The following is a 25384-nucleotide window of genomic DNA, read 5'->3' as shown; positions in this document are numbered from 1 at the left end:
CACCTCACTTCCAAAGGAAAACCGGATAGGAATCCAGGTCACCACGCAGATATCTTGCAAGGAGCATAGCCTGAACATATGGAACCATTCCCCATTCTACTTTTTCGCCCAGATATGGGTGTGTGATGATGTCTTTTTTTCGATTCTGCCATTCCGTCAACAGTTTCTTTCTCAGATCATCATCCATAAGAACGGCACCGTTTTCTTTTTTCGTAAAGTTTTTTCCACTTACAATCTTTTTGTTTACCAGAGACAATACAAACCTGTCTGCCATGACGGCTCGTAATTCTTCGATCAAATCTAAAGACAAAGAGGCTCGCCCCGGGCGCTCCGTATGAAGATATCCTACGCACGGATCCAGACCAACGCATTCCAATGCGGAAGTAATTGAAGTGGTCAGCAGCGTGTATACAAAGGATAACATCGCATTGATGTTATCTAACGGCGGACGTTTATTTCGTCCTGTAAACGGAAAGTCTTTCTTCTGCTGCAAAATCAACTGATCAAACACACCAAAATAAATACTGGCTGCCTCTCCCTCATATCCACGAAGCTGATCTTTACTCTGACTGTTCCGTATCCATTCCAGGCTGTCCTTTAACTGTGACGATGCTGTCTTGACCCGTTCCACATCAATCTGCATGGGATGATCCCGAAGTGCACGCTCCAGGACCCATCTTGCATTATATACTTTGCCCATGATACAGTTTCTGGCAATTTCCATGCTCATGGTTTCACTTTTACTGCTCTCATACTGCTGTTCTCGCAAAATGACATTGCCGCGTACTTTCCCACTGATTCTTGCCAGGAATTTTCCCTGTGGTGTCAGATAACATAACGAAATATTACGATCAACGCATGCTCCCATCAGTGCGGGGCTTGTTCCTCTGTAGCCGAACGAAACGATTCCTTCCAGATTATGTAACGGTAATCTTCCGCATTCTGTATCTGCATCGTAAATCACAATATTTTCACCGTCAAGTGACAAATAACTGTTTTCCGAAGTGACATAAAGCGTATTCAATAATTTCTTCATTCGGTTTCCTCCAGCCTTTGCTCAAGATAATGTTTTACAGTCCCGCTCCTTGCCAGTTTTGGCAGACACAGATCCTTCAGAGAACAGGAATTACATGCCTTACTCGGTTTCACTTTCGGTGTATATCTGCGTGCAAAATACTGGTGCATTTCCTGAAACATTGCTTTTACTTCAGTCCGCAGATCATCTGTAACCGGTACCACTTCGCGCCTTCTGGTTTCGCCGTAAAAAAGTGCACCTTCTGGTATCTCTGTCGAAAACATTTCTTCCAGACACATAGCCTGTGCAACAAGCTGAAGGATATCTTCCTCCGAATGTTTTGGTTTTCCTTTCTTGTATTCTACCGGGTACACAGAATACGTGCCTCGGTGTCCATACAACTGAATTCCGTCTTCGCATTTATGAAACTCCACGATGTCACATTCTCCGCTGATTCCCATAATTCTGGATGATACCGGAAGCGCACGGGCGATGATTGTATCTTTCCGTTTCTCAGTAATGTAAGGGTCGTGTGCCTTTTTGTGCATCAGTTCTCCAATCACGGTATGTTCATTTTCCTCCCACTGCTGCTCAATATGAATCAGCGCCCACTGTCTCCTGCAGAATTTAAAATGCTGAATACCAGATATCATCAAATAATCATCTTCGGAATATTCCATTATATCATCCTTTTCACAGATATAGTCTCCGGGATATTTTCTGTGTGCACACATACGGTGTAATCCTGATATTTTCTCGGATATACAACATCCTCCTTGCGTTTCACTTCAACTGCATCAAACAGTTTATAGGCCGGGCAATCTCCCAACTCCTTGCTGTGTTTGAATACAATCAGTTCCCTCACAGCCATTTTTCCACGTGCTGCTGAGTGATCATGCTCAAACATATTGATGATCGCCTCCCATAAAAGTTCCAGGTCTTCTTCCGAAAATCCGGTTACCTTTCTTGCCAGATTTGCAGAAACATAACCTTCTACCCGGTAAAGCGCATACGGAACAATATTCTTCCGTCCCATTTCTGTATTCTTGCTTTCTGCATCTTTTTCGGTAGTGATGGCAACTCGGGTGATAGCAACTTCCTGACTGATAATCGGATCAATGCTCCGCGCAAATCCAAGCTGTACCGGACCACGCACCTGTCCACAGTTCAATGCTGCCTTTACAAAGGTTGTCATAACAGCTCCAAAGGTACGGATATCAAAAAAGTTGCTGCACATGTAATCACGGATCTTCACATCTGCATCCGGATCATTTTTCTTTAACTTTTTCAATTCTTCCGTCACTTTCTTCTCATCCGTTTCTGTGATTCCCATGGACTCACATGCTGTGCGGTCACTCCGGTTTAACGGAACATCCTCGCGAATGTAAATCTGATACCCAGGTTCCCCTTCCTTTACCAGGTCAATATAATTGCGGATTTTCCGTTTCAGGCAGACATCGGTAACCAGCCCCAGACCACTTTCCGGATCAATACGCGGCATATTTCCTGCATCCGGATCTCCGTTTGGATTTCCATTCTCCACATCAAATAATGCGACAAATTCATATCGGTTTTTGATTGCTTCAGCCATTTACTTATCCTCCCGTTTCTTATATTTTTCCTGCATCTGATGGTAATACCCAAGGTCAAACTTCCCCTGCTCCTCCAAAGTCAGGCGCAATGGAAAACTTGTTTCTTCTTCCAATTTGTCCATGATTTCAGCCAAGAGTTCTTCATAATCATCCTTTAACTTCGTCTTCTCCCGCTCCAGCTTTTTGATATGACTGTTCTTAAGCTTAATCAGGACCGGAAATACAACTGCCGGAGTCGCACATGCGGAATTGAAATAGCGGTCCCGGATCGTGGCTTTGATTTCCGGATTTGCATCCTTCTGAATCGATTCCAACACGGCAAATAAGCGTCCCAGCACATAAGCCTTATCCCGGCTTTCTTTATTCAATCCCATATAATTCTCCCCTTTCTCCCAATTGCAATTGCGGATCAAATATGCTTTTATCATGGCTGCGCGCCCCCAGGTAACAGTTCCCTGTTCCGCGCGAATCCGGATCAGCAGATCTGTAAACAGACTTGCTGGATACCGGTCTCCGGATATGACGGCCTGCATAACCATAGCTGCCATATTGGGCACCGGCTTTTTATCTTTCGATTTCTGATTGGCCGTTTCATCTAACATCTCCCGAACACCAAGATATTCCCGTTCCTCCCATTTGGGTTTTACGATATCCATGTTCCGGTAATGCGCAGCAATGTTTTCCAATATATTTCCAAAAGAATCTTCATAAAAGAAACGCACAGATAATCGTGCTGCATTCGGTGCAATCCCCAGAATATAAAATTTTTGTTCCGGGTCAATCTCAATATCATCCAGATCGATATATTTCTGCTTTTGTAAACCATCAAACACTTTCTGGATTTCTCTCTGATTATCATGATTGGGCGTTATCACAAACGAGAATGCTTTCTGGCACGCTTCCTGCCCGCTTTCAGCCCAGTATACAATCATGGTATCGCCAATCTGAAGCCGGTATTTATTCTGATCCAGCAGATAATTCAGCGCTGTCGTATACGCAAACTCCGCATACCTTCCGACCGGAGCATTATAACTCTGCTCTTTTCCATACGATTCAAAGGCCGGTGCATTAAAGGAAACCAGGGCAGCACCGCTGGACTGCGCTCCCGGTACCCCTTTTATCGTCCTGTGAATTCGTGATATTTCAGCTGGTTTTCCAGTCACCATGCAGATGCCATCTGTTTTCTGATCATCTCCAGTCTGAGTTTCATCCCAGCCTGCGCGAATGGCAGCATCATCCTGCGCTTCCTCTTCATTCATGCAAAAAATCAGGTTGCCGCCATCTGTAATTTCATCCCAGTGTTCCCGTATTAACGCATTTTCGCTTGCCTGTGAAGGATTCCATGTTTCAAAATAGGTACGGACTGCGTTTGCCATAGTACTATCCACGTTTTGAAGTAATTTCAAATGTTTTTCTTTCGCTGCTAAAAAGCAATCTTGCACACGGCCAGAGCTTCCGTCTTTATCAATTCCCAGCAAATACTTGGAATTATCGCAAAGATAATTGGCCGCAACACCAGAAGACCTGGTTACCATTTGTGGCACCGACTTCTGTGCCGGCTGCAAGACTTTCTTTTTTCCACGTTCTTCTTCATGCTTTAAAGACAGAATTTCCTTTACCGTTCCATCTTTTGTAAGATTAATCCCATATGAAACTTTTGCCTGACACCAGCCCAGTTTAGAAACGCTTCCCTGTTTTGCTAAATTTTCATAATGCCTGACCAATGTTTCCAGAATCACCGTATCACCTCACAGTTTCTCAGATCAATGCATCCACGTTTCATAACGGCCCGGAAAAACATAGGCTGGATGTCGTTTTGGTCCGAATAATCCAGATCATACAACATGTAACCCAGATCTTTTTCCGGTATTGCATCATACCAGGTTTGTACTTCGTCCTCTTCACACAAAGCAAAATGCGCCGGGAACTCTCTGCAGCCAAAATAAGGCATATGATAACATTCCCCCCTCCTTAAGCGCCTCATGGTAATATCCTTAAACTTTCCAGGATTATCCGTTTTGCTTGCATAATCCGTCATTTCAAAATGTGCTTCAATCACATATTCCACGTCGGTCAAAATAATGGATGCCCGCTGCACGATATCTTCTTTTGTATTGAGATAAAGTGGTTTGTCTACTCCATTATACACTTGCAGCACATTACTTGCAGAGATCTTGCTCTTTACCTCATTTCTCCGCACACTCGTGAAACGGATCGGCTTTTTGACATAGATTTTATCTACGACCCATTTCAACCCCGGATGCCAGTATACCGCCTCCAAAATTCCCCTTGCTGCAGACGGTGTTATGACATCGTACGAACATCGTTCTACTTTCATTTCCGGTCTGGTGAATAATGCATACGGTCCCCAGACACGGACCTTAACTCCCACAGCCATAGTATTCACCCCTTTCCTATATTTCCATAATTACAAATTTCTTCCATTCACCGATACCTCTGTGATTAGCATTCACACATACATGTCCAGTAACAGGATTTTCCGATTCTTCTCATTTCAAATCGGCCAACCATTCATCCGATAAATAATGCCATACCCTGCTCAACACCCAAATCAAGTCCCATCTCATCCGTATACTGGGTATCTAAAATCAGTTCATAGAAATCTTCCAGATCCTCTGAAATCGGCCGTAACATCCCGGCACCATTCATTTTTTCAAACTCTTTGTCATAAATACTGACACAATATTGCTGGGCTTTCCGCAATGTACCTTTCGTATATCCCTGAAAACGCAGTTGCTGTAAAATCTGGCCAGCTTCTTCCTCCCGATTGATAAAAACAGTTTTATTGCCTTCTTCAATCAGACGGAATTCATTTCCGACTTTCGCAAAATGATAATCCTTGTTTTTAAATTCAGACAGTACCTCTTTTTTATCCATCTGATCTTCTTTATAATGGTATAACATCTTAAAATAACAGGTAATACTTTCTGGATCTGAAAGATCAGCACCATCTTTTAAAAGAGATTTGGCCGCATCCATCTGTTGTCTCTGGCTTGGGACATTCTCTGCACCTTCAAAATCAAAAATATAAACCCGGCTATCCTGGAGCGGCCGTTTTCCTTCCCTGTTGCATCTTCCTGCTGCCTGGATCATAGAATCTACACCTGCGATCTGGCGGTACACGGTTTCAAAATCAAGATCAACCCCTGCCTCTACCAGGCTGGTAGAAATCAGGATACATGTTTCTCCCTGCTTCAGCCGGCTGCGTATCAATTTCAAAACTCTTCTTCTATGATTGGGATACATCGTCGTTGATAAATGAAATACACCATCGCCCTTCAAACGCTGATACAGATGTTGTGCCCGTTTTTTGGTATTCACAACACAAAGTGCCTGATGTTCTCCCAGCAGACGTTCTGCCATGACTTCCTCGGAGACGACTCCAATATTTTCAAACTGTGCCCGTTTAAAGAAAGAAAACTGTTCTTCCATTCTTGGGCATAGCTCCGTAATCTTCCATGATTTTTGAAACAACTCTGTGAATGCAGGCTGCGTAGCGGTGCACAAAACAATGCTGGAGCGATAATTTGCTGCCAATTCCTCTAACATCAACAGACAAGGTTTTAGATATTCAATTGGAAACATCTGTGCTTCATCAAATATGATTACACTATTAGCAATGTTATGAAGTTTTCTGCATTTTGACGATTTGCTGGCAAACAAAGATTCAAAAAACTGTACATTCGTCGTCACCACAACCGGCTTGTCCCAATTTTCCGATGCCAGCTGCATGGGCCGGAGCTCTTCTGAACTGGTATAATCCACATTGCTATGATGTTCCAGAACATTCTGCTCTCCTAAAATCTCCCGAAATACAGCCGCATTCTGCTCGATGATACTGGTGTAAGGAATGACATAAATAATATGATCCATATGGTGTGCTGCCGCATGACAGAGGGCAAATGCAAGCGATGCCACTGTTTTTCCACCGCCTGTTGGAACAGTCAGCCGGAACAAACCACGTTCTGCGCTCTGCCCTGTTTCCATGCAATGCTGTAAAATTTCGGTTCGTCTTCCATTGATTGTATCAATATCTTTCACGTTCAGCCAATCCACAATATGATCTTCAAGTTTTTTCAAGAGAACATTCATAGCTTCGCCCTGTTCCCGCTCCGTCTTACCGTTTTGCATAAAACATTCCGTATCCAGAAAATCCGCATCTACCAGACAAGAATACAGCATACGGATAAATACGCTCAATGAGAAATCCGGATCTGGCGTCATGTTCGGATCAAACGGCATTGTTTGCAATTGCGGAAATGTTATCTCATCCGCATAATGATGATAATCCGGTATTTTCTTTTTCAATCGACCAACCAGTGAGGAACGTTCGGACTTATTTCCGTAATCCGGTAGCCCCGCATGGTGACCTGCGATACAATATTCTAATATCGGATAAAGTCCGCCCTTTTTCTCGCACTCCTGCGCACCGGCTGTCGCATGATCAACCCGGTCATCGCTTTCCGTTTGAATCTTTTTTTGGAATTCATCAGAATACTTTCCTATGTCATGAAGCATTCCACAACAGTATCCCCAGTCCTGTTTGCAAAAAGCATCTGCAAAAATTCCTGCCAGATTCGCAGTCCCCTCCAAATGATCCAAAACCGACTGTTGCCGTTCTCCATCTTTGTGTGCAATATATTTCACAGTACATTCCTTTCCGCGCAATGCGCAACGAAACAAACACCTTCTCTATTCTTCACTTTTTATTCCTGTATCTGTGATCTTACATAACACACCCTGATCCAAAACAAACAAAATCTTTCCCTTTGCCGTATCTCCAATCTTATCATACAATCTTCCGGCACTCATGGATTCCCCCTTTACGGTATAAGGACTATTCGCCACATAACCACATTTTCCGAGACCTTTTACCATCACCTGAATGGCTTCTTTGTCAAATTCATTGTCCGGTTCTTTTACGAGTTGGACTTTCATGCCCTTCTCCATAAAATCCGTACCGTAATAATGTTTACAGCCAGAAATTGTAAAATATAATTCTGCCATATACACCCTCCTCATATAATGTTCTTGTTGTGTTACATTATAATTGTATAGGTGTACTATAAAAATGCCAGGTATTTAAGATACTGGATATTTCTGGAATTTGTGCTTACGTGAGGAAAGCGAGCCTCATACTTATGACAGCTCCGGTATTCTAGCTTATTTCAATCCACGCTTCCGCGAGGGAAGCGACCAAGGTCAGGAAAGCCGCCTTGCGGATGCTGAAACATTTCAATCCACGCTTCCGCGAGGGAAGCGACTGATAAAGCTGCCTGTAATCATCGGCATGTACGATTTCAATCCACGCTTCCGCGAGGGAAGCGACCGATTCAGCGCGTGAAACTATATTCTTTATTGACATTTCAATCCACGCTTCCGCAAGGGAAGCGACTAATGATCTCCTTTATTTATTAAACTTTATGTATCATTTCAATCCACGCTTCCGCGAGGGAAGCGACTGAGAGCCTGGGTGATCCTGTGCCGCTGACGCAGACATTTCAATCCACGCTTCCGCGAGGGAAGCGACAATGGACTTTTTTCAAATTCTATTGCATTGGAGGCAATTTCAATCCACGCTTCCGCGAGGGAAGCGACGAAGTTGCAGGAGAGGGTGCAGGAGAGCGGGAAATTTCAATCCACGCTTCCGCGAGGGAAGCGACCTTGCCCCGGTTATTGAAAGTCTGAAACAGCTTGATTTCAATCCACGCTTCCGCGAGGGAAGCGACAAAATGGTCTACTTGCTTGTTTGCTATCTTCTTATTTCAATCCACGCTTCCGCGAGGGAAGCGACTTTCTGACACGTAGACACACCCCCTTTCTGTTGCCAATTTCAATCCACGCTTCCGCGAGGGAAGCGACTCAGATCAGCCATCAGTTTTTTGATGTCTTTGTATATTTCAATCCACGCTTCCGCGAGGGAAGCGACGGCGCGACAACGCTAGATATTATATCACAGGGGCAATTTCAATCCACGCTTCCGCGAGGGAAGCGACGTATATGCCCCTTGTCTATATGCGTGGCTATCAATTTCAATCCACGCTTCCGCGAGGGAAGCGACTGTATCGAAACCGGGAAGAAGTGCTTGCGGAGCTATTTCAATCCACGCTTCCGCGAGGGAAGCGACATTATAGCGACACAGATTAGACCGTCTGGCAAAGATTTCAATCCACGCTTCCGCGAGGGAAGCGACCGTATGGCTTGAAATGTGGCATATCTGAAAGACATTTCAATCCACGCTTCCGCGAGGGAAGCGACTGTCTCCCTCCTACACTTCCAAAGTCGCCCAAGAGATTTCAATCCACGCTTCCGCGAGGGAAGCGACATTTCAAGCCATACGCACACAATGCCATGATTGAATTTCAATCCACGCTTCCGCGAGGGAAGCGACCGCAAATGTGTACAATTTTCTCGTGCATATCTGCAAAAATCATAGCACGACTTACAAACTAATAATAATATTTCTTTTTCATATCGTCAAGCAAATAAAATATTCTTATTGGAAGACGTGCGAATCCACACGTATTTTTATGTGTACTTGCGACTCGCACCTCATATTCAATGACATGCATACATGCTTTCCACAATTGCCTAAGATTTGATAATGAAAACATATTTTATTATGAAGTAATCATTAATCAATACTCCACTCCGAAATCATATCGTTTTCAAAATCTGCTGTACAACTTCTGACAGAATTAATGCTGTCACTTTTTTGTTTCCAGATTCAAGTTCCGGTTTCCCGCATCTAAAGTGGTCTTTATGATCTGATACGCAGCAGTTCTTATACCAACACTCTCCCATCAGAGTTCCTTTTATAGACCACTTTTCATTTTCAGTCAACTCACCTGCCAATGATTTCATGACACGCTCTGTGGAAAACCGTTTAAAACCAGACAAATATTGTAATGTTTTTTCATCTTTAATTTTCGATAAATTAATTCTATGATTTTCCATTGCTGAAAGAATCTCGTCCCGCGCATTAATTTTATCTTTCTTTCCTGTACCTGTCCATGAAATTAGTTTATCAAATGCCAAAATTAAATATTCAAAACAAACCATATCCAAGATAACAATATGACCGTTCGACTGATTAGCCAATTGCTTTAAAATACGATACTTATTCCTTATATCCTGGTTATCTAATACATAATCAAATGCAATATAATAGATGTCATCCGAAACAGGTTGTAACTGATAGATTGCATCCAATATACCTTGATTACTCTCTTTGCTTTCAACGACAAATTCACCATCAAAGAAATGTTGATTCACCAATTGCCAGAAATGAAAACCTGCACCGGTATCTTCTGTCCACAAATACTTCATATCACACTTCCTCTTCCAGTGTTATCTTATTATCCTTCAATTTTAGCACTTTGAAACTTTTATCTGAAACATTTAAACCATCACAATTTCTCAAAAAGAGCATATATTGATTTGAAAATTCGAAATTAATAAATTTTCGGATATCATTAGTGATCAAAATGTCGGCATTATCAATCACAACAAAACTATTTCTGCACTTTTTAAGATCCTCCAGAATATTTTCCGATTTATAATTAAATAGCTTAATAGCATGATACTCATCTGTCAGTTTCAAATCTTCAAGGATCTCATAGAGAACTGTTTTTCCTGTTCCACTGTCTCCTCCGACAAGAGTAATTCGGTCATCGAAAGACAAATTATAGAAAAAAGGTGCTGCCTGAAAAGCAATGTTTTTATAAATCATCTTCCTCTCTCCTTTCGTACTCTCTGCTCCACCAGGCTTGATACCCTGCATTGCCTGTCACTATATCTTTATTGTTAAAACACAGTTTAGCCTTGTCTGGAATTTCAACATAACTTGGTCGTGACATACAAATTTTTATATTGTCCATCTGAAATATCAATTTAAGAACATTAGGTCCACATTCCTCAACACATACTATTTTATCTGGATGTTTTACAATATTTAATAAAGTCTTGCAGCCGGAAGATAAATTTCTGATGGTTCCCAGTCCATATTTTGTTTCTATATGCTTATCTGTTGTTAAAACTGCATCATCAACCTGATAAATAAGCTTCTTATCCTGTGCCGTCATTTCTTCATTACTGGTATTTAAATTAAAATAAAGATCATTTTTTAGAATCCAATTGGGAGACGATTTCTTTTCTGTATAAATATCAATCATATCAATTCACCTGTTCTTTCTTATTCGTAACATCTCTCTAATTTGAGGTTTGCTAAATTACTGAATTTTTCTTTTATACCTTACACCGATTCTCTATACAGCCGTAACCTACAACCACTTTTCTAGCTTCTGTATTACATGAAATATTCACATTGCTGATAATAAACCTCTGCTTCTTTTTTTCATGAAAGACACTAATATATCTGTTTTCTGTTCTTTTCTGTATTGTTTCAAGCCGTCAATATATAAATTTCGGTTATCACCCAATATGATATTTCAATCCACACTTCCGCGAAGGAAGTGACTCCACATATGCACAATTATTCGCCCATCATAACATTTATAACGAACCTCACAAAATAATCTTATTATTTTTACACAGTGCTGTCAACCTTATAAAAACACTGCAATTTTTCAGTGCGAATCCAACTCTGATCTTATGTGTGCTTCCAATTCGCACTAGACACTTTCATTGATTTTCTTAACAATATGATAATTCTTTATAACCTGAATTTTCTCTCTCAAGCATTCTGAATAGATAATCAACTCTTCTGTTTTCACGTTTTCTTTGAGCTTTTGCTTCATGTCTTTCGTACTTTTTACTGGAAAACTTTGTTATCTTTTCGCCGCGTTCAAGAGCCGCTTTGTATTTATCGTGTTCATTAGGTCAGTTTACAAGGAACTACACGCAGACCACGAAACGGGGGCTGCTGACAACAAATAAAGGCTGAGTATCAAGCACCGGGAAAGTGCGAGATATTCAGCCTGTTTTGTTGTCCGGGGTTTCCAAAGGGGCTTGCCCCTTGGCACACGACTTTGCTTGCAAAGTGTAGTGTGTTATACGCTCTGTCGGCGTTGCTGCGAAAATAAGGTTGCCGCCGGGGAGGGCAAAGGCGTTTGAAGCAGCAGGAAAACAGGGTTGTGATTGCGTGACGTGGAGCCGCAAGCGCAGGACTGGTTTCATCAGCAGACGGGGCGTATATGAAAGTCCCCGTTCCTCGTTCTACACCGAACTTGTGGACACACTCCCGTAAAAACTGAAATTTTAGACTATTTGTAAATAAACCTTTATATTATCCCAAGTGAAATTTTTAATTCTAATATGCGTAAAACAGATTCATCGATTCGTTCCTCTGTAATTTCTCCCTGTTTGACTGCTTCAAGTATGGCTGGAATTTGCACCTCAAAATCTGTGCAGCATAACATATCATTTCCTGCCTTCACAGCTTGAACTGCAATTTTTGTGTCTTCTGCAAAATTGCGCACACCATCCATAGCTAAGTCATCTGTAATAATAACTCCAGTAAATTTTAATTCTTCCCGCAGGATTTTGTGTACCTGTGAAGACAGCGAAGCAGGGGTTTGACTATCCATGCAGGATACCACATTATGAGAAACTAATACCATATTGGCTCCAGAATCAATTCCTGCTTGAAACGGCAAGAAATCTGAGTTCAAAAATGTTTCATAGGTGCGATTATCATAAGCAATACCTGTATGTGTATCCACATTATTTCCGTACCCGGGGAAATGCTTTAGGACGCTCCCCATACCTTCTTGAAACATGGTTTGCACAACTAAGTGGACATAAGCGGCAGTTTGCTCTGCGTTCTGTCCAAAACTCCGGTCATAAATAAAATCCTCTGGATTTTGCGAAACATCGCAGATTGGGGCAAAGTTCAAATTAATCCCCAAACTATTCAATAATTCACATTTTTCTTGTGTGTCACTTTGAATCAAATCAAAGCCACCTTCAGCATAGAGTTCTTGAGGGGACCAGAAAGGCACAGCTCGCAAATTAGGGTTTGTGCTAACACGGTTGACAGTGCCGCCTTCTTCATCTACTCCGATAAACATGGGGATTTTTGCTGCACTTTGGTAACTTTGAATATTCTGGATAATTTCATCTCTTGTTTTTCCAGAAAAGTCTCGGCTAAAAAGAATATAACCTCCAAGATTATACTCCTTTACCTTCTGTACGCTATTTATTTCGGGACAGCGTGCAATAAACATCTGTCCAACTTTTTCTTCCAGCGTCATTGCATTTAGAATTTCTTGTGCTTTCTGTGTCACGGAAGCAGAAGGGGGACTTGGCTCTGTTTCACCAGTTGTTGGTTCAGGATTTTCGGTATTCAAACTGGAATCCGTAACCGTAATGGAAAGTAATTCAACCTCTTGTACAGATGCATTCAAATCCAATTTGCCATGATATGAAACTGTCACTGGATTCCCAATCACTATTCCTGTCTCACCAGTTGAAATATTTACACCTTCTGTTCCAAAATAATATTCACGATTATCCTCACCTTGAACAGTTAGAGTATTCATTGTTGCATCTTTTACAGTTCCTCGAAGCTCTTGTGCAGGTTCAGTTGTACTTGAATTTCCAATAATTTCTATTGTTGCCTCAGACGAGTTTTCCAACAAAATATTATTTACTTTATGCAAACTGGCTATCGCAATGCCTGCACATACAAGAAGCAAGATAATCACACTAAAAATAAGCACTTTATTCCTTTTTTCTTTTTTTACCCGTCTCATGTAATCCTCCTGATTGTTTTATAAAACTACATATATTTTTCTGCAATTATTTTCCTACCTGCTCCATCATCCTCTTTGCTAACTGCCGGAACTGTTCCGCCGTTTCCTCGTCCATCGGAAGAAACTTCCCAATCTGTCCGGCAATCATAGCAGTTACATCGTCCATAGAAAGCAGCTCCTGCTGGTGGTCTTTCATGGTTTCCTGCATGGTTTGGAACATAGCGGCGGTCACAGCTTCTCCTGGCTGTTCTCTGTTGTCCATATCTTTCTTAATATCTCGCAGGATAGCAAGAAATACATTCTTGATTTTTTCAATTTCCGCTTCATGTTCTCCCATCTTCTGTGCGTTCAGAAGTTGCAAATCCTGTTTTGCTTCTGCCCGATGTTCCGGGTGTTCTTTCATCAGATCGGACAAGGAAGCCGTTGCCAGTTCAATCAGCTGATTTCGTGCCATGATACCCTTTGCCGCTGTGTCTTGAAAATAAATCCGTATCAAATCCATCAGTTTCGGGAAGTTCCTGTGTTCCAACAGACGGTTAAGGATTTGCACATCGACTGTACCTGCCACAAGCCCTCTCACAGCTCCCTCGGACAATCCTAATTCAGAAATATCATAACTTTTACGGACACTCAAGGTGGACAAGCCTAATATGTAGTCCGTTGATACCTTAAATTCCTTTGCCACGCCTATGAGAATATCGCTGCTGACCGTCTTTGTTTCCCCACTGACAATGCGGCTCAACTGGGAAGCAGATACGCCTATCTTCTCCGCAAGTTGCTTTTGAGAAATATGATTGCCGTTGCACAAATCAGAAATCCTTTGTCCGGGTGTTCCGGGTAAAGCCATACACAGCACCTCCTTTTCCTATTTCCCATTATACAAGAAAATTGCAGAACTGCAATTTTGAAATTGAATATTGCCCTAAAATGCAATTCTCGCAAGATTCCGGGAATTGCATTTTTTTCGTGTAGACTTAGGGTAGTTCATCGATGAACTGCACCTTGAAAAATGAATGACCATCCGAAAAGGAATACCCCGGCAGGGGAAGCACCGCAACGAGCCACTTCGGGACAAAATGTCCCGAAGTCCGGGGAGCGTGCCAACGCTGGAACACGCCGCAGGAATGGGGCAGGAAGCCTTTTCGGGGAGAACGGCAAAGGAAAAATGGAGGGAACACATGAGAGAGAACCCATATAAACAACTGCCGCCCATAGAGCGCAAGCCGGACGGCTCCCTTTACCGCATGACACCGACACAGAGGAAACAGGCAAACGCCCTGATCCGCCGGGAGTGCTGCTGTTATGAGGACGGGAACTGTATGTTCCTTGACGATGGAGACATCCACGCCTGCCCCCAGACCATTTCTTTCTCGGTCTGCTGCAAGTGGTTCCGCTGGTCGGTCTTGCCGCAAATCGGAACGCTGGAAGCGGAGGTTTTCCAGGATAAGGAGCTAAAACGCTGTGCGGTCTGCGGCAGAGTGTTCGTCCCAAAGTCCAACCGGGCGAAATACTGTCCCGACTGCGCCGCCAGAGTTCACAGGCGGCAGAAAACAGAAAGTGAACGGAAAAGGAGGTCTTGTGTGGACAGTTAGGGGCTGAAAAGTCCTTGATTTACAAGGCTTTACAAGCACAGAACAGGGGTAGGCAATAGAAACTACCGTCTGCCCCCGGAAACAGGCTTCTAACCGTCCACAAAACACGATATGACAAACACCATTTATATCCATCAGCCGGAAAAGGTGGTCAGCTTTATCCGGCTTCCCAATTTCCTCTTTGAAGCCCCCACATTCACACCCCTGTCCAACGAAGCAAAGGTACTGTACGCCTTTATCCTGCGCCGGACAGACCTGTCCCGGAAAAACGGCTGGGCGGACGAATATGGGCGCATTTACCTCTACTATCCCATCAATGAGGTAGTGGAACTGCTCCACTGCGGGCGGCAGAAGGCGGTCAACACCCTGCGGGAGCTACAATATGCCGGACTGGTGGAGATCCAGAAGCAGGGCTGTGGAAAACCCAACCGCATTTACCCCAAATCCTATGAAGCGGTTCCAAACACCGACTTCAAGAAATCCAGTTATGGTACGCCGGAGGACTGAAAACCGCACTCCACAAGTACGATAATCAATCCTCTTGAAGTACGAAAACCGGACGGTATATAGAAATACAGAGATTAAAACGATTTTATTTATATCTTATCCATTCCTATCCTATCTGAGATATTTTCTGCGGGATTTTCCTGTGGAAAAGTCCCGGAAAAGAACGGAATGGGGAAAGGAGTTTCATGGCACAACACGCAATCTTGCGATTTGAAAAACACAAAGGCAATCCGGCAAGACCGCTGGAAGCCCATCACGAACGGCAAAAGGAACAGTACGCCAGCAATCCCGACATTGACACAAGCCGGAGTAAATACAACTTCCATATCGTCAAGCCGGAGAGCCGCTATTACCATTTCATTCAGAGCCGCATTGAACAAGCCGGATGCCGCACCCGCAAGGATAGCACACGCTTTGTCGATACGCTGATAACCGCCAGCCCGGAGTTTTTCAAGAAAAAATCCCCAAAGGAGATACAGGCGTTTTTCCAGAGGGCGGCTGATTTCTTAATCGGGCGGGTAGGGAAAGAAAATATCGTGTCGGCGGTGGTACACATGGACGAGAAAACGCCCCACCTGCATTTGGTCTTTGTCCCGCTGACAGAGGACAACCGCCTGTGTGCAAAGGAGATTATTGGGAATAGAGCCAACCTCACAAAATGGCAGGACGATTTTCACGCCTATATGGTGGAGAAATATCCCGACTTGGAGCGTGGGGAAAGTGCCAGCAAGACAGGCAGGAAGCATATCCCCACCCGTTTGTTTAAGCAGGCGGTCAATCTCTCCAAACAGGCAAGAGCCATTGAAGCCACGCTGGACGGTATTACCCCGTTCAATGCCGGAAAGAAGAAAGAGGAAGCCCTCTCCCTGCTGAAAAAGTGGTTTCCGCAGATGGAGAACTTCTCCGGACAGCTCAAAAAATACAAGGTCACGATAAACGACCTTTTGGCAGAAAATGAACAGTTGGAAGCCAGAGCCAAAGCCAGCGAAAAAGGCAAGATGAAAGATACGATGGAACGGGCAAAGCTGGAAAGCGAGCTGAAAGACATTCAGCGGCTGGTAGACCGTATCCCGCCGGAGGTGCTGGCAGAACTGAAACGGCAGCAGCGGCACATAAGGGAACGGTGATCGATGACAGAAAACATTTCACGCCGCGGTATGACGGCACTGCACTTTGAAAATTAAATACGGAGGTACCATGGAGCATATCAGATACAAGAAAGAAACCGAAGTCGTGACTTTTCAGGGAAAGGAAATCACGCTGGAAAATCTCTCCCCGGTGTTCACGCCGAAGCAGGAAGCGGCAAAACGCCGGGAGCTGGAACAGCAGCTTTATGAGGTGTTCCGCAAGTATGCCGACAAACGGCAGAGTGAGGAAGCCGGGGCATAAGGTTTTCCGAAGCCATCGTTGATTTGCGGGGCTCCACCCCGATGGGGCGGGCGATGTTAAATATCTGTATCGTGTTCGCCCAGCTTGAGAGGGAAACCATACAGAAGCGAGTAACGGACGCTTACTATTCCCGCAGCCAGCGATGTTTCAAGATGGGTGGGAAAGCCCCTTACGGCTTCCATACAGAGCCGATTAAGATGGACGGTATCAATACAAAAAAGCTGGTGGTAAATCCAGACGAAGCGGCAAATATCCGGCTGATGTTTGAGATGTATGCTCAGCCCACAACCTCCTACGGGGACATTACCCGGTACTTTGCCGAACAGGGGATTTTGTTCCATGGCAAAGAGCTGATACGCCCCACGCTGGCGCAGATGTTACGCAATCCTGTCTATGTGCAGGCAGACCTTGATGTGTATGAGTTTTTCAAAAGTCAAGGGACGGTCATTGTCAATGACGCTGCCGATTTTACTGGCATGAACGGCTGCTATCTGTATCAAGGGCGGGATGTGAAGCCCAGCAAAAAGAACGACTTGAAAGACCAAATGCTGGTACTGGCTCCCCATGAGGGCATTGTCCCCTCTGACATCTGGCTGACCTGCCGCAAGAAGCTGATGAACAACATGAAAATCCAGTCTGCCCGGAAAGCCACCCATACATGGCTGGCTGGAAAAATCAAGTGCGGGAACTGCGGGTATGCCCTTATGAGTATCTTCAATTTCTCCGGCAAGCAATACCTTCGCTGTACGAAACGGCTGGACAATAAAAGCTGTGCCGGGTGCGGGAAAATCATCACTTCGGAGCTGGAAGCGGTTGTTTATCAGCAGATGGTAAAGAAACTGGCAAGCTACAAGACTCTGACAGGCAGAAAGAAAGCGGCAAAGGCAAACCCGAAAATTGCAGTACTGCAAGTGGAGCTTGCCCATGTGGACAGCGAGATTGAAAAGCTGGTGGACAGTCTGACAGGTGCAAACAATGTCCTGCTCTCCTATGTGAATGTGAAGATAGCGGAACTGGACGGGCGCAAGCAGGAACTTCTGGCGAGGATAGCGGAGCTGACGGTGGAAGCCATCAGCCCGGAACAGGTCAGCCAAATTTCCGGCTACCTCGACACTTGGGAGAATGTATCCTTTGACGACAAGCGGCGGGTGGTGGACTTGATGATTACCACCACAGCCGCTACAAGCGACAGCTTGAACATCACATGGAAAATCTGACGGGCGGAACCCCCGTCAGATACCTACCTTGTGTAGTCCCTTGTAAACTGTACTTTTCTATGATACAAAGCTATTTTTTCTTCTCTGCGCACATATACAAGTTTCCAACATCCGATTTCTGTTTTGACATATAAAATACCATTTATGTAATTGAACTGCATCTTTTTATATTTTGAATAATACTCAATCCGCTGCTGCTCAGTCCGAATATGATGATTCATACTATTGCAGTATCTGCATACATGATATCCCTCTCGCTTTGCCTCAGATTTAGGAAGAGACATTTTATTCTGTTGTTTTATTTTTGCAATATATCTGCATCCTGGCTTATGATAAATCATCGAATTAGTTCCCATACTTACGATTCTCTCATTCTTCATAGCGTCATCCCTTCCGGCTTTTGAATATAGCCATTATTCTTTCGATTCATCTCTATTTGATACTTCTTCCTTGATACTTCTTTTGATATTGTTATTTTACTGCCTAGCATGTCCCGTAAAAAGGACACCAAATCATAATTTTCTCTCAGTATTTCTATCTTCATTATCCTAAATCAAAGTAGTGGATGATAATTTCAATCGTAATATTGTAAAATTAATCGCAAAAAAACATCGGCAGAGATTTCTCCCAGCCGATGCCTTTTTGTGATGAATTCAGGTATCATTTTCTAAAATCTGGCTAATTCACCTTACATTCTGCCAGAATCCATTTCATTATCCTGATTCAAAATAAAGTTTTTTTCTTCATTCATTATAATTTCTCCGGTTTTTCGCCCGTATTTCAATCCGCGTTCAGCAGCTGCCAACAATGCTGTACTGCTTCTGCTATATCCCATAACCCGGATTGTATTCCGCAATAATTCTTCTTTTGACTGTACTCCTTTCTCCTGCAGTGCAACACATACTGCATTTTTCATTTCCTGCTGACAGATTTCTTCTACGGATCGTTTATCTGATCCTTTTTCATCTATCCGGTATATGGCATACCGCTCAGGATCTTGATCTTTTCTCCAGTAAAATTTCACTCCAGCCTGTTTATTCAAACGTGCAGATACCTTCTTCATGGCTTTGTCTGTAACTTCCAAAGTCTGAGGACTGGATCTGACGATATGAAATGTCCGAAGAGTTTTCTTCACTAGACGGTCATAAGAAATCGGCGTTTCTGTATCCAAAATCTGCTGTTCTTCCTGTTCAGCATCATCCGTTACGGATTGTGACTGTTCTGACTTTGGTACAGTCTCCAAAGCAGATTCCTGAGACTGGTTTGAAACAGGCTCCGAAGCCATCTCTATCCCGGAAACATTTTCCAAAACATTCTCTGTTTCAAGTATCAGTGTAGATTCTGCTTTTTTCAGAGTTTCTGCTTTTTTCAGAGTTTCTTCCTCTTCCAAATTTTGATGTTCCTGATAGCGTTTCTCCGCAGCTTTCTTCTTTTCTTCCAGAACTTCCCGCAATTTTGACAATTCTCTTTCCCGATTGTCCCACCAGTCCATTGTCCAAATGCGGTACAGTTCCCACCCCAACCCAGTCAGAACGTTAGCCTGAGCAACCTCCCTGTCTTTGGTATTCAATGACTGCCTGTAAGATTCTCCATCCAGCATAATACCAAGCAGATATTCTTCCGGCTCATACGGGTTGATGACTGCAATATCAATTTTGAATTTGGAATGTCCAACGGATTTCTGATACTGATATCCGGCTTCTTTGATAGCCTGACATACGTGTTCTAAAATTCCCTGATTTTTCTGAAGATGTGTCTCCACATATTCTCCCTGAAGCCGGCCTTTCTGCGCAAACTCCAGAAAATCCTTCAGTGCCTCTACTCCTTTGGATTTTGTCCGTCTCAAATCAATCATATCAGAGGTCATGGTTGTAAATGCCACCATCTCATAACGCGCACGGGATACCGCCACATTCAGGCGTTTCCAGCCTCCCTCTTTGTTTAACGGTCCGAAATTCAGGGAAAGTTTTCCTTCTGCGTCTGGACCAAAGGCGATGGAAAATAAAATGATATTCCGCTCGTCGCCCTGCACATTTTCCAGATTTTTCACAAACAGCGGTTCTTCTCCTGTATTCGCCCACTGGTCAAATGCCGCATCCTTTTGAAATTCTGCCTGCAAAAGATCTTCGATCAAAGTCTGTTGGCTGATATTGAACGTTACAACGCCGATCGTCTGTTTTGTGCGCATCGGATCCTCATAACGGCTGCGGATCTCCCGGATAATTGCCTGCGCTTCCCCTTCATTTACCCGGCCTTTTCCGCGATCAAAGAAGTCATCTGTTCGAACCATCCGTACCCTTTTTTCCCGATCATTTACAGATGGGAACGTGAGCATGGAGTTTTCGTAAAATTCCCGGTTGCTGAAAGCAATCAAACTCTCATGACGGCTCCGGTAATGCCAGTGCAAATAGGCTGACGGCATTCCAAGCGCAAGACAGTCATCCAGAATACTATCCAGATCTTCCAGATCCAGATTATCTTCATCAACGGTATTACCCGCAAAGAAACTGGTAGGCGGCATCTGATATGAATCACCTACGATCACGGCATTTGTTCCACGTGCCAGAACCCCAATGGCCTTACAGGTCGGAAGCTGTGAAGCTTCATCAAAAATCACAATATCCACAAGATTGTTTTCTGCCCTCAGATACTGTGCCGCGGATATTGGACTCATAAGCATACAAGGACAAAGCCGTGGCAGGATATGCAGAATCTGCTCAAAAAGACTCCGGACTGAGATTCCACGTCCATTGCTGCTGATAGCCCGGCGTAAAATATTGAGTTCTTTGCTGACTTCCACCGAATCTCCGGATCGTGGAAGCTGATGTGTCAGTTTATGGAACATCTCTGCCTTGGTCAATTCCATAAATTCCTGATCCATCTTTTTAAACTGGGCAATTTTCTCATGAAAGCCTATTCCGGTAAATTCATTCAATACCGGCTCTGTTTCAATGACAGACAGAATCAGTTCGCGGTAAACACTTCGCAGATAAACATCTATCCGCAGCTTTGGGTTGATTTGCCGCTTGACCCTTGATACGGAGCGAAGCAAAAGCTCCAGACCTTTAGCCGAGAGATAGTGGGGCTGTGTCGGGATAATTACACTGTCAGCCGCCGCCAGAGCATTGATGGTTATCATGCCTAAGCTCGGCATACAATCAATAAGCACATAATCGTAATTCTTTTTAACCTCATTGACATAGGTTTTCAGCACACGCTCACGGTTCATTGCATTGATTAGCCTTACCTCAAAGCCCGACAGCTCAATGTTTGACGGAAGTAGGTCAACGCCCTCGCTGTGGTGGATAATACCCTGTGAAACATCAAGCGTTTTATCGTCTATGATGTTCTGCATCACAGTAGAGAGCGTTATGGGAATATCGTCTGGTCTGTTATAACCCAGAGCCATCGTGAGATTTGCCTGTGCATCGGCATCAATCAGCAGGACTTTTTTACCCTGCTGCACCAGACTTACACCCAGATTGACCGCTGTGGTTGTTTTTCCGACACCACCTTTCTGGTTAGTCAGAGCAATTACTTTGCAATTTGACATAGATGCGTCCTCCTTTCACATAGATTTAGCCACTTTGTCAAGGTGGCTATGTAAACAGTACCAGAGAACGCAAAAAAGCCGCCTACTCTTAAAATCAATAAGAATAAGCGGCTTTGTAATCTGCCTTAGACATATTCAATTTTCATTCTCTTGGTCGGTGCATTTATGACCTTAAAAATAAGCTCGTCAATACAATCCGTATATCTGCCTTGCTGAATAAGTTGATTTTTTAACTCTACAAGGCTATGTATCAAAAGTTTTCTTTCGTGGCTATCCAAATATAGATGATTAAATTTCTCTCTCATAAGCACACCTTCACATCTTTAGCTTCATTATAAGTTTCGGAAAAATAATATACAAATCTATAACTGGGAGATTTTGATAAAAACTCATTCCTATCATAAATTTCTTCCATCTAAATACTGGATTGCGGTTGAAATTAAAGACAGGCAACGTTTATAAAAATATTCATAATGCCTTTTATCCTGAATATCCGTTTTTGTTGTTTCATGGTGTCGAATTCTAAAATTATTGCCAAGTATGGTAAGCTCATGAAATTCCTTTTCAAATAATTCTAAAAACGGCTGTTGATTATTACCCATATCCATTATAATCTTATTAACCGATTTCTTTTTATCTACAGTCGATGAGCAGTAATATGTCTTTAGTCTCTCAAATGCATCCCAAAGTTTCTCCACTGCAATTTGCAAATTGTTTTCATCATAATATTTTGAAGCCTCTTGTAATAACTCTTTCAGTCCTACTTCTTGAACAGACACTAATGAATTTTTATTTATCTGGGTATCAAATGTATTCATTAGCTTTCCCTTGGAAAGCTGAAACGGTATCTCATTCAGTTTTAATATAGCATTAATCTGTGGTTCAAAGTCATCTGAGATACTATGTTTCGCAAAAAACTCTATTGCGTCCAACACGCAAAATGGAGAATTAGAAAGTATGAATGCTTGCAAATCAGCAGTTTCAACATATTCTTTTTTATCATTATAACACTTTGGCACATAAAATTGCCTTATTTCATTGAAAACATCCTCAGCTACTGTTGTATTATAATTCCATCCCGTTTCGTCAGTCGCTTGATATACGATATTATATCGCTCCAGAAACTGATAAATTTGATTTCTCGCTTTCCGCTTTATGGACAATACTATCTTTTTTGCTTTTATGTCCTTTGCATTTCGTTGAGAATATGGAATAAACAACGTATTATCTTCTTGCTGATATATTCTCCATCCATAAACATCACGATTGGATATTTTCTCAGCAGGGTAAATCTCATAACCGTCATTTTGTAATAGCTTGTTAGTTGCCACTAAAAATCCTTTCCAATATCCCTTATCATATCGAACAGCAGGGTGAAATACTTCGCAAAGAAATTTTAAATATACTTCATCACTACCATCTTGTAAATTGAATCTTTTGTCTTCAAAAACCCAGCAGTATGGATAATCATCATTATTCACTGTATGTTGCCAAATATCCTGTTCTGCATTTGCAAATCTTGAATCAAAACTTGGCATTCTCTCCAAATCATATAATCTTTTAAGAAAATCTATTTCTTCAAGGCGACCATAATAATTATAAGTAACGGTTCGGGTTTGAAAAAATTCGTCTATCTCTAATCCATTCTGAAATAAATCTAAAATATCTCGCTTTGTTATTTCTGTAATACGGTTCACTCCATTTTCCTCCTTTCAAGCATATTCAGCACTTATATATTGCTTCCCAAATATTTTAAAGAAAAGCGTACCACTATTTTTAATGATACGCTCACCATTATTAAATCACTTCAAAATGCTTCAATGCATCCTTTATCGCTTCCACTTTCTCCGCTGTCGGATGTTTCCTCGGCTGTTTCAATTCTTCTACCGCATTAGGAGCATCATACATTGGCAAGCCTAAATCTCTCTTTACCTCTGCGATATATGCGGTATGTACTTTGAAGCCGTATTTAGCTTCTATGTACTCCTTTATCATTTTGTAGGTCACTCGTTCTTTGGGCTTATAGCTTTCGGCTCTTTTAGCGATATTATCAAGCGGAACTTTTCCCTCACCCTCACCAAACTCAACTTTTACGTTGATATGTCCGTCTGGCTTTTTGTGGGAAAGCAGTACTACCGTCTCCACATGCGTGTCATTTTAAGACATATCCCCACAAATCAACAGAAAAAATATAATTATCTTTATAATATGAATAGCAGTAATCAATAACCTACTACATTTATCCTTAATGTTTAATCAAAAAATCTGACTTATTCTCTTCATAACTCTTAAGAATACTTATAAAATGATTGCTTTTAATTGCATCGTAGTTATTCATTTTCTTTAATTCTAAATAATTTTTCTTCGCAATTTCCATGCTGGTATGGCTTATGTAACATGCTGCATATTCACTAATAGATGGAACAGCCCAAAGATATTTCTCTGATTTTACTACTTTGTTATCTTCATCATATATAATCGATAATGTTAAGTAATAAATCGTAACCATACGCGTTTCTGCTATAGAACTTGCAAGCTTCACCTGAAATCTATCGACTTCATTTGCACCTATACTTTGTGAAACATTAAATACTTGTTGTTTCTCTTTCCCTAAAACCACATCATAAGTATGAGAGGATTCTACCAATTGATAATGGGTCATTTGCGGATTGATCATATTATAGTAATCTAATATATCGAATGATATCTCTTTTATATAGGCTACTTGGTCTCCAATGTTTCTCAATTTTATATCAACAATAAATTCTTTATCTTCATTTAAAGAGATATCTACTATTTTTATATTTGATTGTTGTTTTTCTTCTGTAAGATTTGTAATTTGAAGAATGTTTCCATCCCCGATAACATTTTTATCTCCACTAACATTAAGATTTCCCTCACCACCTTTAGGAGTTTTTGTTTTTAATATTGCAAAGAAAGCTGATATAATAGCTATACCTAAGCCACTAAATATCCATTCTTTATTACTTATAATCCATTCTACCATGTAAATATTCTCCTTTGTTTTTTTATTTACCAGCTTTTCTCTACAACCGTCCTATTTATCTGATATTTTAAAATACAACATCCATTCCGTTTGTGTAATAGACTACTGCATAAACAACATTTAATACAGCATAGGAGGTTTCCCTTTGTTATCCACAACTTTTCTGACATAACCTTCCCACTTTTGAATTATTTGTATCCATTCTTTAGATTTAAAATAATCATCTAAATTGCAATTCAAATCAAATTCTGGCATATACACCCCAAGAACACCCTTTTCTAATATTCCTTCTGCAATAACCCCTTTCTCTCTCAGTATTAAAACAGGCAATCCCAATTGGAAAGCCATAGCCGGTTCAATTTGACAATATGGACTAGTTAACCATTTATTGGATAAATCATACTCCTCCTCGCCAATATCACTAATCGGTTTCCCTGTTCCTTGTTTAATTAAACTTCTTCTAAACGCTATTGTTACTAATCCATTTGATTCTAACATCAACCTTCTTATTGCTGTTAATGGCGCATCCATATCATAATCTGTCACCCCTAACGTTCTTGGTTGTAACTCTCTTTCTTCAAAATAATGAATTATTCTTTCAATAAATTCTTCTTGCCTTTTTTTAAATGGTCTTGGATAACTCAAAAAGATAGAACTACTCATTAAATCTCCTCCATAATTTCAAAATATCTTAATGCATCCTTTATCGCTTCCACTTTCTCCGCTGTCGGATGCTTCCTCGGCTGTTTCAATTCTTCTACCGCATTAGGAGCATC

The 25384-nt window shown here is 42.1% G+C and carries 23 protein-coding genes, 2 pseudogenes and 1 CRISPR repeat array; of the genes and pseudogenes, 5 read left to right on the top strand and 20 right to left on the bottom strand.

Features of this window, described 5'->3' with window-relative positions:
* Positions 1–4: 4 nt before the first annotated feature.
* The 12 genes from cas1c to DWZ40_RS01580 form a co-directional block, all read right to left on the bottom strand.
* Entirely contained in the window at positions 5–1036 is a 1032-nt protein-coding gene (gene cas1c, locus DWZ40_RS01640) for a type I-C CRISPR-associated endonuclease Cas1c (RefSeq protein ID WP_118540413.1), read from the bottom strand.
* Positions 1033–1695: a CRISPR-associated protein Cas4 gene (gene cas4, locus DWZ40_RS01635; protein ID WP_118540412.1), complete on the bottom strand. Its 663-nt coding sequence runs from the start codon at positions 1693–1695 to the stop codon at positions 1033–1035. The genes cas1c and cas4 overlap by 4 nt, the downstream gene beginning before the upstream one ends.
* Positions 1695–2606: a type I-C CRISPR-associated protein Cas7/Csd2 gene (gene cas7c, locus DWZ40_RS01630; RefSeq protein ID WP_118540411.1), complete on the bottom strand. Its 912-nt coding sequence runs from the start codon at positions 2604–2606 to the stop codon at positions 1695–1697. The genes cas4 and cas7c overlap by 1 nt, the downstream gene beginning before the upstream one ends.
* Entirely contained in the window at positions 2607–4346 is a 1740-nt protein-coding gene (cas8c, locus tag DWZ40_RS01625; protein WP_118540410.1) for a type I-C CRISPR-associated protein Cas8c/Csd1, read from the bottom strand.
* Positions 4343–5005 (bottom strand): type I-C CRISPR-associated protein Cas5c, encoded by a 663-nt coding sequence (gene cas5c, locus DWZ40_RS01620; protein ID WP_118540409.1) that lies wholly within the window; start codon positions 5003–5005, stop codon positions 4343–4345. Before cas5c ends, cas8c begins: the two co-directional genes overlap by 4 nt.
* A gap of 134 nt (positions 5006–5139) precedes the next feature.
* The gene (cas3, locus tag DWZ40_RS01615) at positions 5140–7275 is read right to left on the bottom strand and encodes a CRISPR-associated helicase Cas3' (RefSeq protein WP_118540660.1); all 2136 of its coding nucleotides are present in this window, start codon (positions 7273–7275) and stop codon (positions 5140–5142) included.
* Positions 7276–7320: 45 nt separating this feature from the next.
* Positions 7321–7635 carry an HIRAN domain-containing protein gene (locus DWZ40_RS01610; protein ID WP_118540408.1) on the bottom strand — a complete coding sequence of 105 codons (315 nt, stop codon included), beginning with the start codon at positions 7633–7635 and terminating at the stop codon, positions 7321–7323.
* A 158-nt stretch (positions 7636–7793) separates the two neighbouring features.
* A CRISPR array of direct repeats spans positions 7794–9019; the repeat unit is 32 nt; unit sequence ATTTCAATCCACGCTTCCGCGAGGGAAGCGAC.
* Between the two features lie 266 nt (positions 9020–9285).
* The gene (locus tag DWZ40_RS01605; protein ID WP_118540407.1) at positions 9286–9957 is read right to left on the bottom strand and encodes a hypothetical protein; all 672 of its coding nucleotides are present in this window, start codon (positions 9955–9957) and stop codon (positions 9286–9288) included.
* A 1-nt stretch (position 9958) separates the two neighbouring features.
* Complete coding sequence (locus tag DWZ40_RS01600; RefSeq protein WP_118540406.1) at positions 9959–10360, bottom strand: ATPase; 402 nt, start codon at positions 10358–10360, stop codon at positions 9959–9961.
* Entirely contained in the window at positions 10350–10802 is a 453-nt protein-coding gene (locus DWZ40_RS01595; protein WP_118540405.1) for a DUF4869 domain-containing protein, read from the bottom strand. The genes DWZ40_RS01600 and DWZ40_RS01595 overlap by 11 nt, the downstream gene beginning before the upstream one ends.
* Positions 10803–11870: 1068 nt before the next feature.
* The gene (locus DWZ40_RS01585) at positions 11871–13343 is read right to left on the bottom strand and encodes a glycoside hydrolase family 3 N-terminal domain-containing protein (protein ID WP_227589721.1); all 1473 of its coding nucleotides are present in this window, start codon (positions 13341–13343) and stop codon (positions 11871–11873) included.
* 46 nt (positions 13344–13389) lie between these two features.
* Positions 13390–14190, bottom strand: coding sequence for a helix-turn-helix transcriptional regulator (locus tag DWZ40_RS01580; RefSeq protein ID WP_117558679.1), 801 nt, complete (start codon positions 14188–14190; stop codon positions 13390–13392).
* A 331-nt stretch (positions 14191–14521) separates the two neighbouring features.
* Here DWZ40_RS01580 and DWZ40_RS01575 point away from each other — a divergent pair, with 331 nt between their 5' ends.
* From DWZ40_RS01575 to DWZ40_RS01550, 5 genes and pseudogenes are all read left to right on the top strand, one after another.
* Positions 14522–14935, top strand: coding sequence for a cysteine-rich VLP domain-containing protein (locus DWZ40_RS01575; protein ID WP_118540404.1), 414 nt, complete (start codon positions 14522–14524; stop codon positions 14933–14935).
* A 111-nt stretch (positions 14936–15046) separates the two neighbouring features.
* A complete protein-coding gene (locus DWZ40_RS01570; RefSeq protein ID WP_118540403.1) occupies positions 15047–15442 on the top strand; it encodes a replication initiator protein A in 396 nt (131 codons plus the stop codon).
* A 185-nt stretch (positions 15443–15627) separates the two neighbouring features.
* Positions 15628–16569: a MobV family relaxase gene (gene mobV, locus DWZ40_RS01560; protein WP_118540402.1), complete on the top strand. Its 942-nt coding sequence runs from the start codon at positions 15628–15630 to the stop codon at positions 16567–16569.
* A gap of 70 nt (positions 16570–16639) precedes the next feature.
* On the top strand, positions 16640–16831 hold the full coding sequence (locus tag DWZ40_RS01555; RefSeq protein WP_118540401.1) for a hypothetical protein: 192 nt from the start codon (positions 16640–16642) through the stop codon (positions 16829–16831).
* A gap of 32 nt (positions 16832–16863) precedes the next feature.
* Positions 16864–18048, top strand: a pseudogene (locus tag DWZ40_RS01550) (recombinase family protein); the annotation flags it as partial.
* Between the two features lie 23 nt (positions 18049–18071).
* On the opposite strand, the gene DWZ40_RS19335 reads toward DWZ40_RS01550, so the two are convergent.
* The 8 genes and pseudogenes from DWZ40_RS19335 to DWZ40_RS01520 all read right to left on the bottom strand — a co-directional run bounded on the left by DWZ40_RS19335 (position 18072) and on the right by DWZ40_RS01520 (position 25271).
* On the bottom strand, positions 18072–18404 hold the full coding sequence (locus DWZ40_RS19335; RefSeq protein ID WP_207664482.1) for a hypothetical protein: 333 nt from the start codon (positions 18402–18404) through the stop codon (positions 18072–18074).
* 332 nt (positions 18405–18736) lie between these two features.
* The gene (locus tag DWZ40_RS01545) at positions 18737–21037 is read right to left on the bottom strand and encodes an AAA domain-containing protein (RefSeq protein WP_347560031.1); all 2301 of its coding nucleotides are present in this window, start codon (positions 21035–21037) and stop codon (positions 18737–18739) included.
* A 6-nt stretch (positions 21038–21043) separates the two neighbouring features.
* Positions 21044–21601: pseudogene (locus tag DWZ40_RS19730) on the bottom strand (AAA family ATPase); the annotation flags it as partial.
* Positions 21602–21726: 125 nt separating this feature from the next.
* Positions 21727–21906: a hypothetical protein gene (locus DWZ40_RS19955; protein WP_006857231.1), complete on the bottom strand. Its 180-nt coding sequence runs from the start codon at positions 21904–21906 to the stop codon at positions 21727–21729.
* A gap of 93 nt (positions 21907–21999) precedes the next feature.
* Positions 22000–23298, bottom strand: a complete 1299-nt coding sequence (locus DWZ40_RS01535; RefSeq protein ID WP_118540399.1) for a hypothetical protein — start codon at positions 23296–23298, stop codon at positions 22000–22002.
* Positions 23299–23398: 100 nt separating this feature from the next.
* Positions 23399–23746 (bottom strand): RNA methyltransferase, encoded by a 348-nt coding sequence (locus DWZ40_RS01530; RefSeq protein WP_118540398.1) that lies wholly within the window; start codon positions 23744–23746, stop codon positions 23399–23401.
* A 100-nt stretch (positions 23747–23846) separates the two neighbouring features.
* Positions 23847–24608: a hypothetical protein gene (locus DWZ40_RS01525; protein WP_055247951.1), complete on the bottom strand. Its 762-nt coding sequence runs from the start codon at positions 24606–24608 to the stop codon at positions 23847–23849.
* A 120-nt stretch (positions 24609–24728) separates the two neighbouring features.
* Positions 24729–25271, bottom strand: coding sequence for a hypothetical protein (locus tag DWZ40_RS01520; protein ID WP_055247949.1), 543 nt, complete (start codon positions 25269–25271; stop codon positions 24729–24731).
* Positions 25272–25384 lie beyond the last annotated feature (113 nt).

The organism is Clostridium sp. AF32-12BH, from assembly GCF_003477935.1.
In the GTDB taxonomy this organism is placed as follows: domain Bacteria; phylum Bacillota; class Clostridia; order Lachnospirales; family Lachnospiraceae; genus Brotaphodocola.
The sequence above is the reverse complement of the archived record's forward strand: the minus strand, read 5'-3'. Positions and strand labels throughout refer to the sequence as shown.

What these genes read in the sequence shown, in the direction of transcription:
- cas1c (WP_118540413.1), bottom strand. Translation starts at nt 1,036, where the DNA reads ATGAAGAAATTATTGAATACGCTTTATGTCACTTCGGAAAACAGTTAT.
- cas4 (WP_118540412.1), bottom strand. Translation starts at nt 1,695, where the DNA reads ATGGAATATTCCGAAGATGATTATTTGATGATATCTGGTATTCAGCAT.
- cas7c (WP_118540411.1), bottom strand. Translation starts at nt 2,606, where the DNA reads ATGGCTGAAGCAATCAAAAACCGATATGAATTTGTCGCATTATTTGAT.
- cas5c (WP_118540409.1), bottom strand. Translation starts at nt 5,005, where the DNA reads ATGGCTGTGGGAGTTAAGGTCCGTGTCTGGGGACCGTATGCATTATTC.
- DWZ40_RS01610 (WP_118540408.1), bottom strand. Translation starts at nt 7,635, where the DNA reads ATGGCAGAATTATATTTTACAATTTCTGGCTGTAAACATTATTACGGT.
- DWZ40_RS01605 (WP_118540407.1), bottom strand. Translation starts at nt 9,957, where the DNA reads ATGAAGTATTTGTGGACAGAAGATACCGGTGCAGGTTTTCATTTCTGG.
- DWZ40_RS01600 (WP_118540406.1), bottom strand. Translation starts at nt 10,360, where the DNA reads ATGATTTATAAAAACATTGCTTTTCAGGCAGCACCTTTTTTCTATAAT.
- DWZ40_RS01595 (WP_118540405.1), bottom strand. Translation starts at nt 10,802, where the DNA reads ATGATTGATATTTATACAGAAAAGAAATCGTCTCCCAATTGGATTCTA.
- DWZ40_RS01585 (WP_227589721.1), bottom strand. Translation starts at nt 13,343, where the DNA reads ATGAGACGGGTAAAAAAAGAAAAAAGGAATAAAGTGCTTATTTTTAGT.
- DWZ40_RS01580 (WP_117558679.1), bottom strand. Translation starts at nt 14,190, where the DNA reads ATGGCTTTACCCGGAACACCCGGACAAAGGATTTCTGATTTGTGCAAC.
- DWZ40_RS01575 (WP_118540404.1), top strand. Translation starts at nt 14,522, where the DNA reads ATGAGAGAGAACCCATATAAACAACTGCCGCCCATAGAGCGCAAGCCG.
- DWZ40_RS01570 (WP_118540403.1), top strand. Translation starts at nt 15,047, where the DNA reads ATGACAAACACCATTTATATCCATCAGCCGGAAAAGGTGGTCAGCTTT.
- mobV (WP_118540402.1), top strand. Translation starts at nt 15,628, where the DNA reads ATGGCACAACACGCAATCTTGCGATTTGAAAAACACAAAGGCAATCCG.
- DWZ40_RS01555 (WP_118540401.1), top strand. Translation starts at nt 16,640, where the DNA reads ATGGAGCATATCAGATACAAGAAAGAAACCGAAGTCGTGACTTTTCAG.
- DWZ40_RS19335 (WP_207664482.1), bottom strand. Translation starts at nt 18,404, where the DNA reads ATGGGAACTAATTCGATGATTTATCATAAGCCAGGATGCAGATATATT.
- DWZ40_RS19955 (WP_006857231.1), bottom strand. Translation starts at nt 21,906, where the DNA reads ATGAGAGAGAAATTTAATCATCTATATTTGGATAGCCACGAAAGAAAA.
- DWZ40_RS01525 (WP_055247951.1), bottom strand. Translation starts at nt 24,608, where the DNA reads ATGGTAGAATGGATTATAAGTAATAAAGAATGGATATTTAGTGGCTTA.
- DWZ40_RS01520 (WP_055247949.1), bottom strand. Translation starts at nt 25,271, where the DNA reads ATGAGTAGTTCTATCTTTTTGAGTTATCCAAGACCATTTAAAAAAAGG.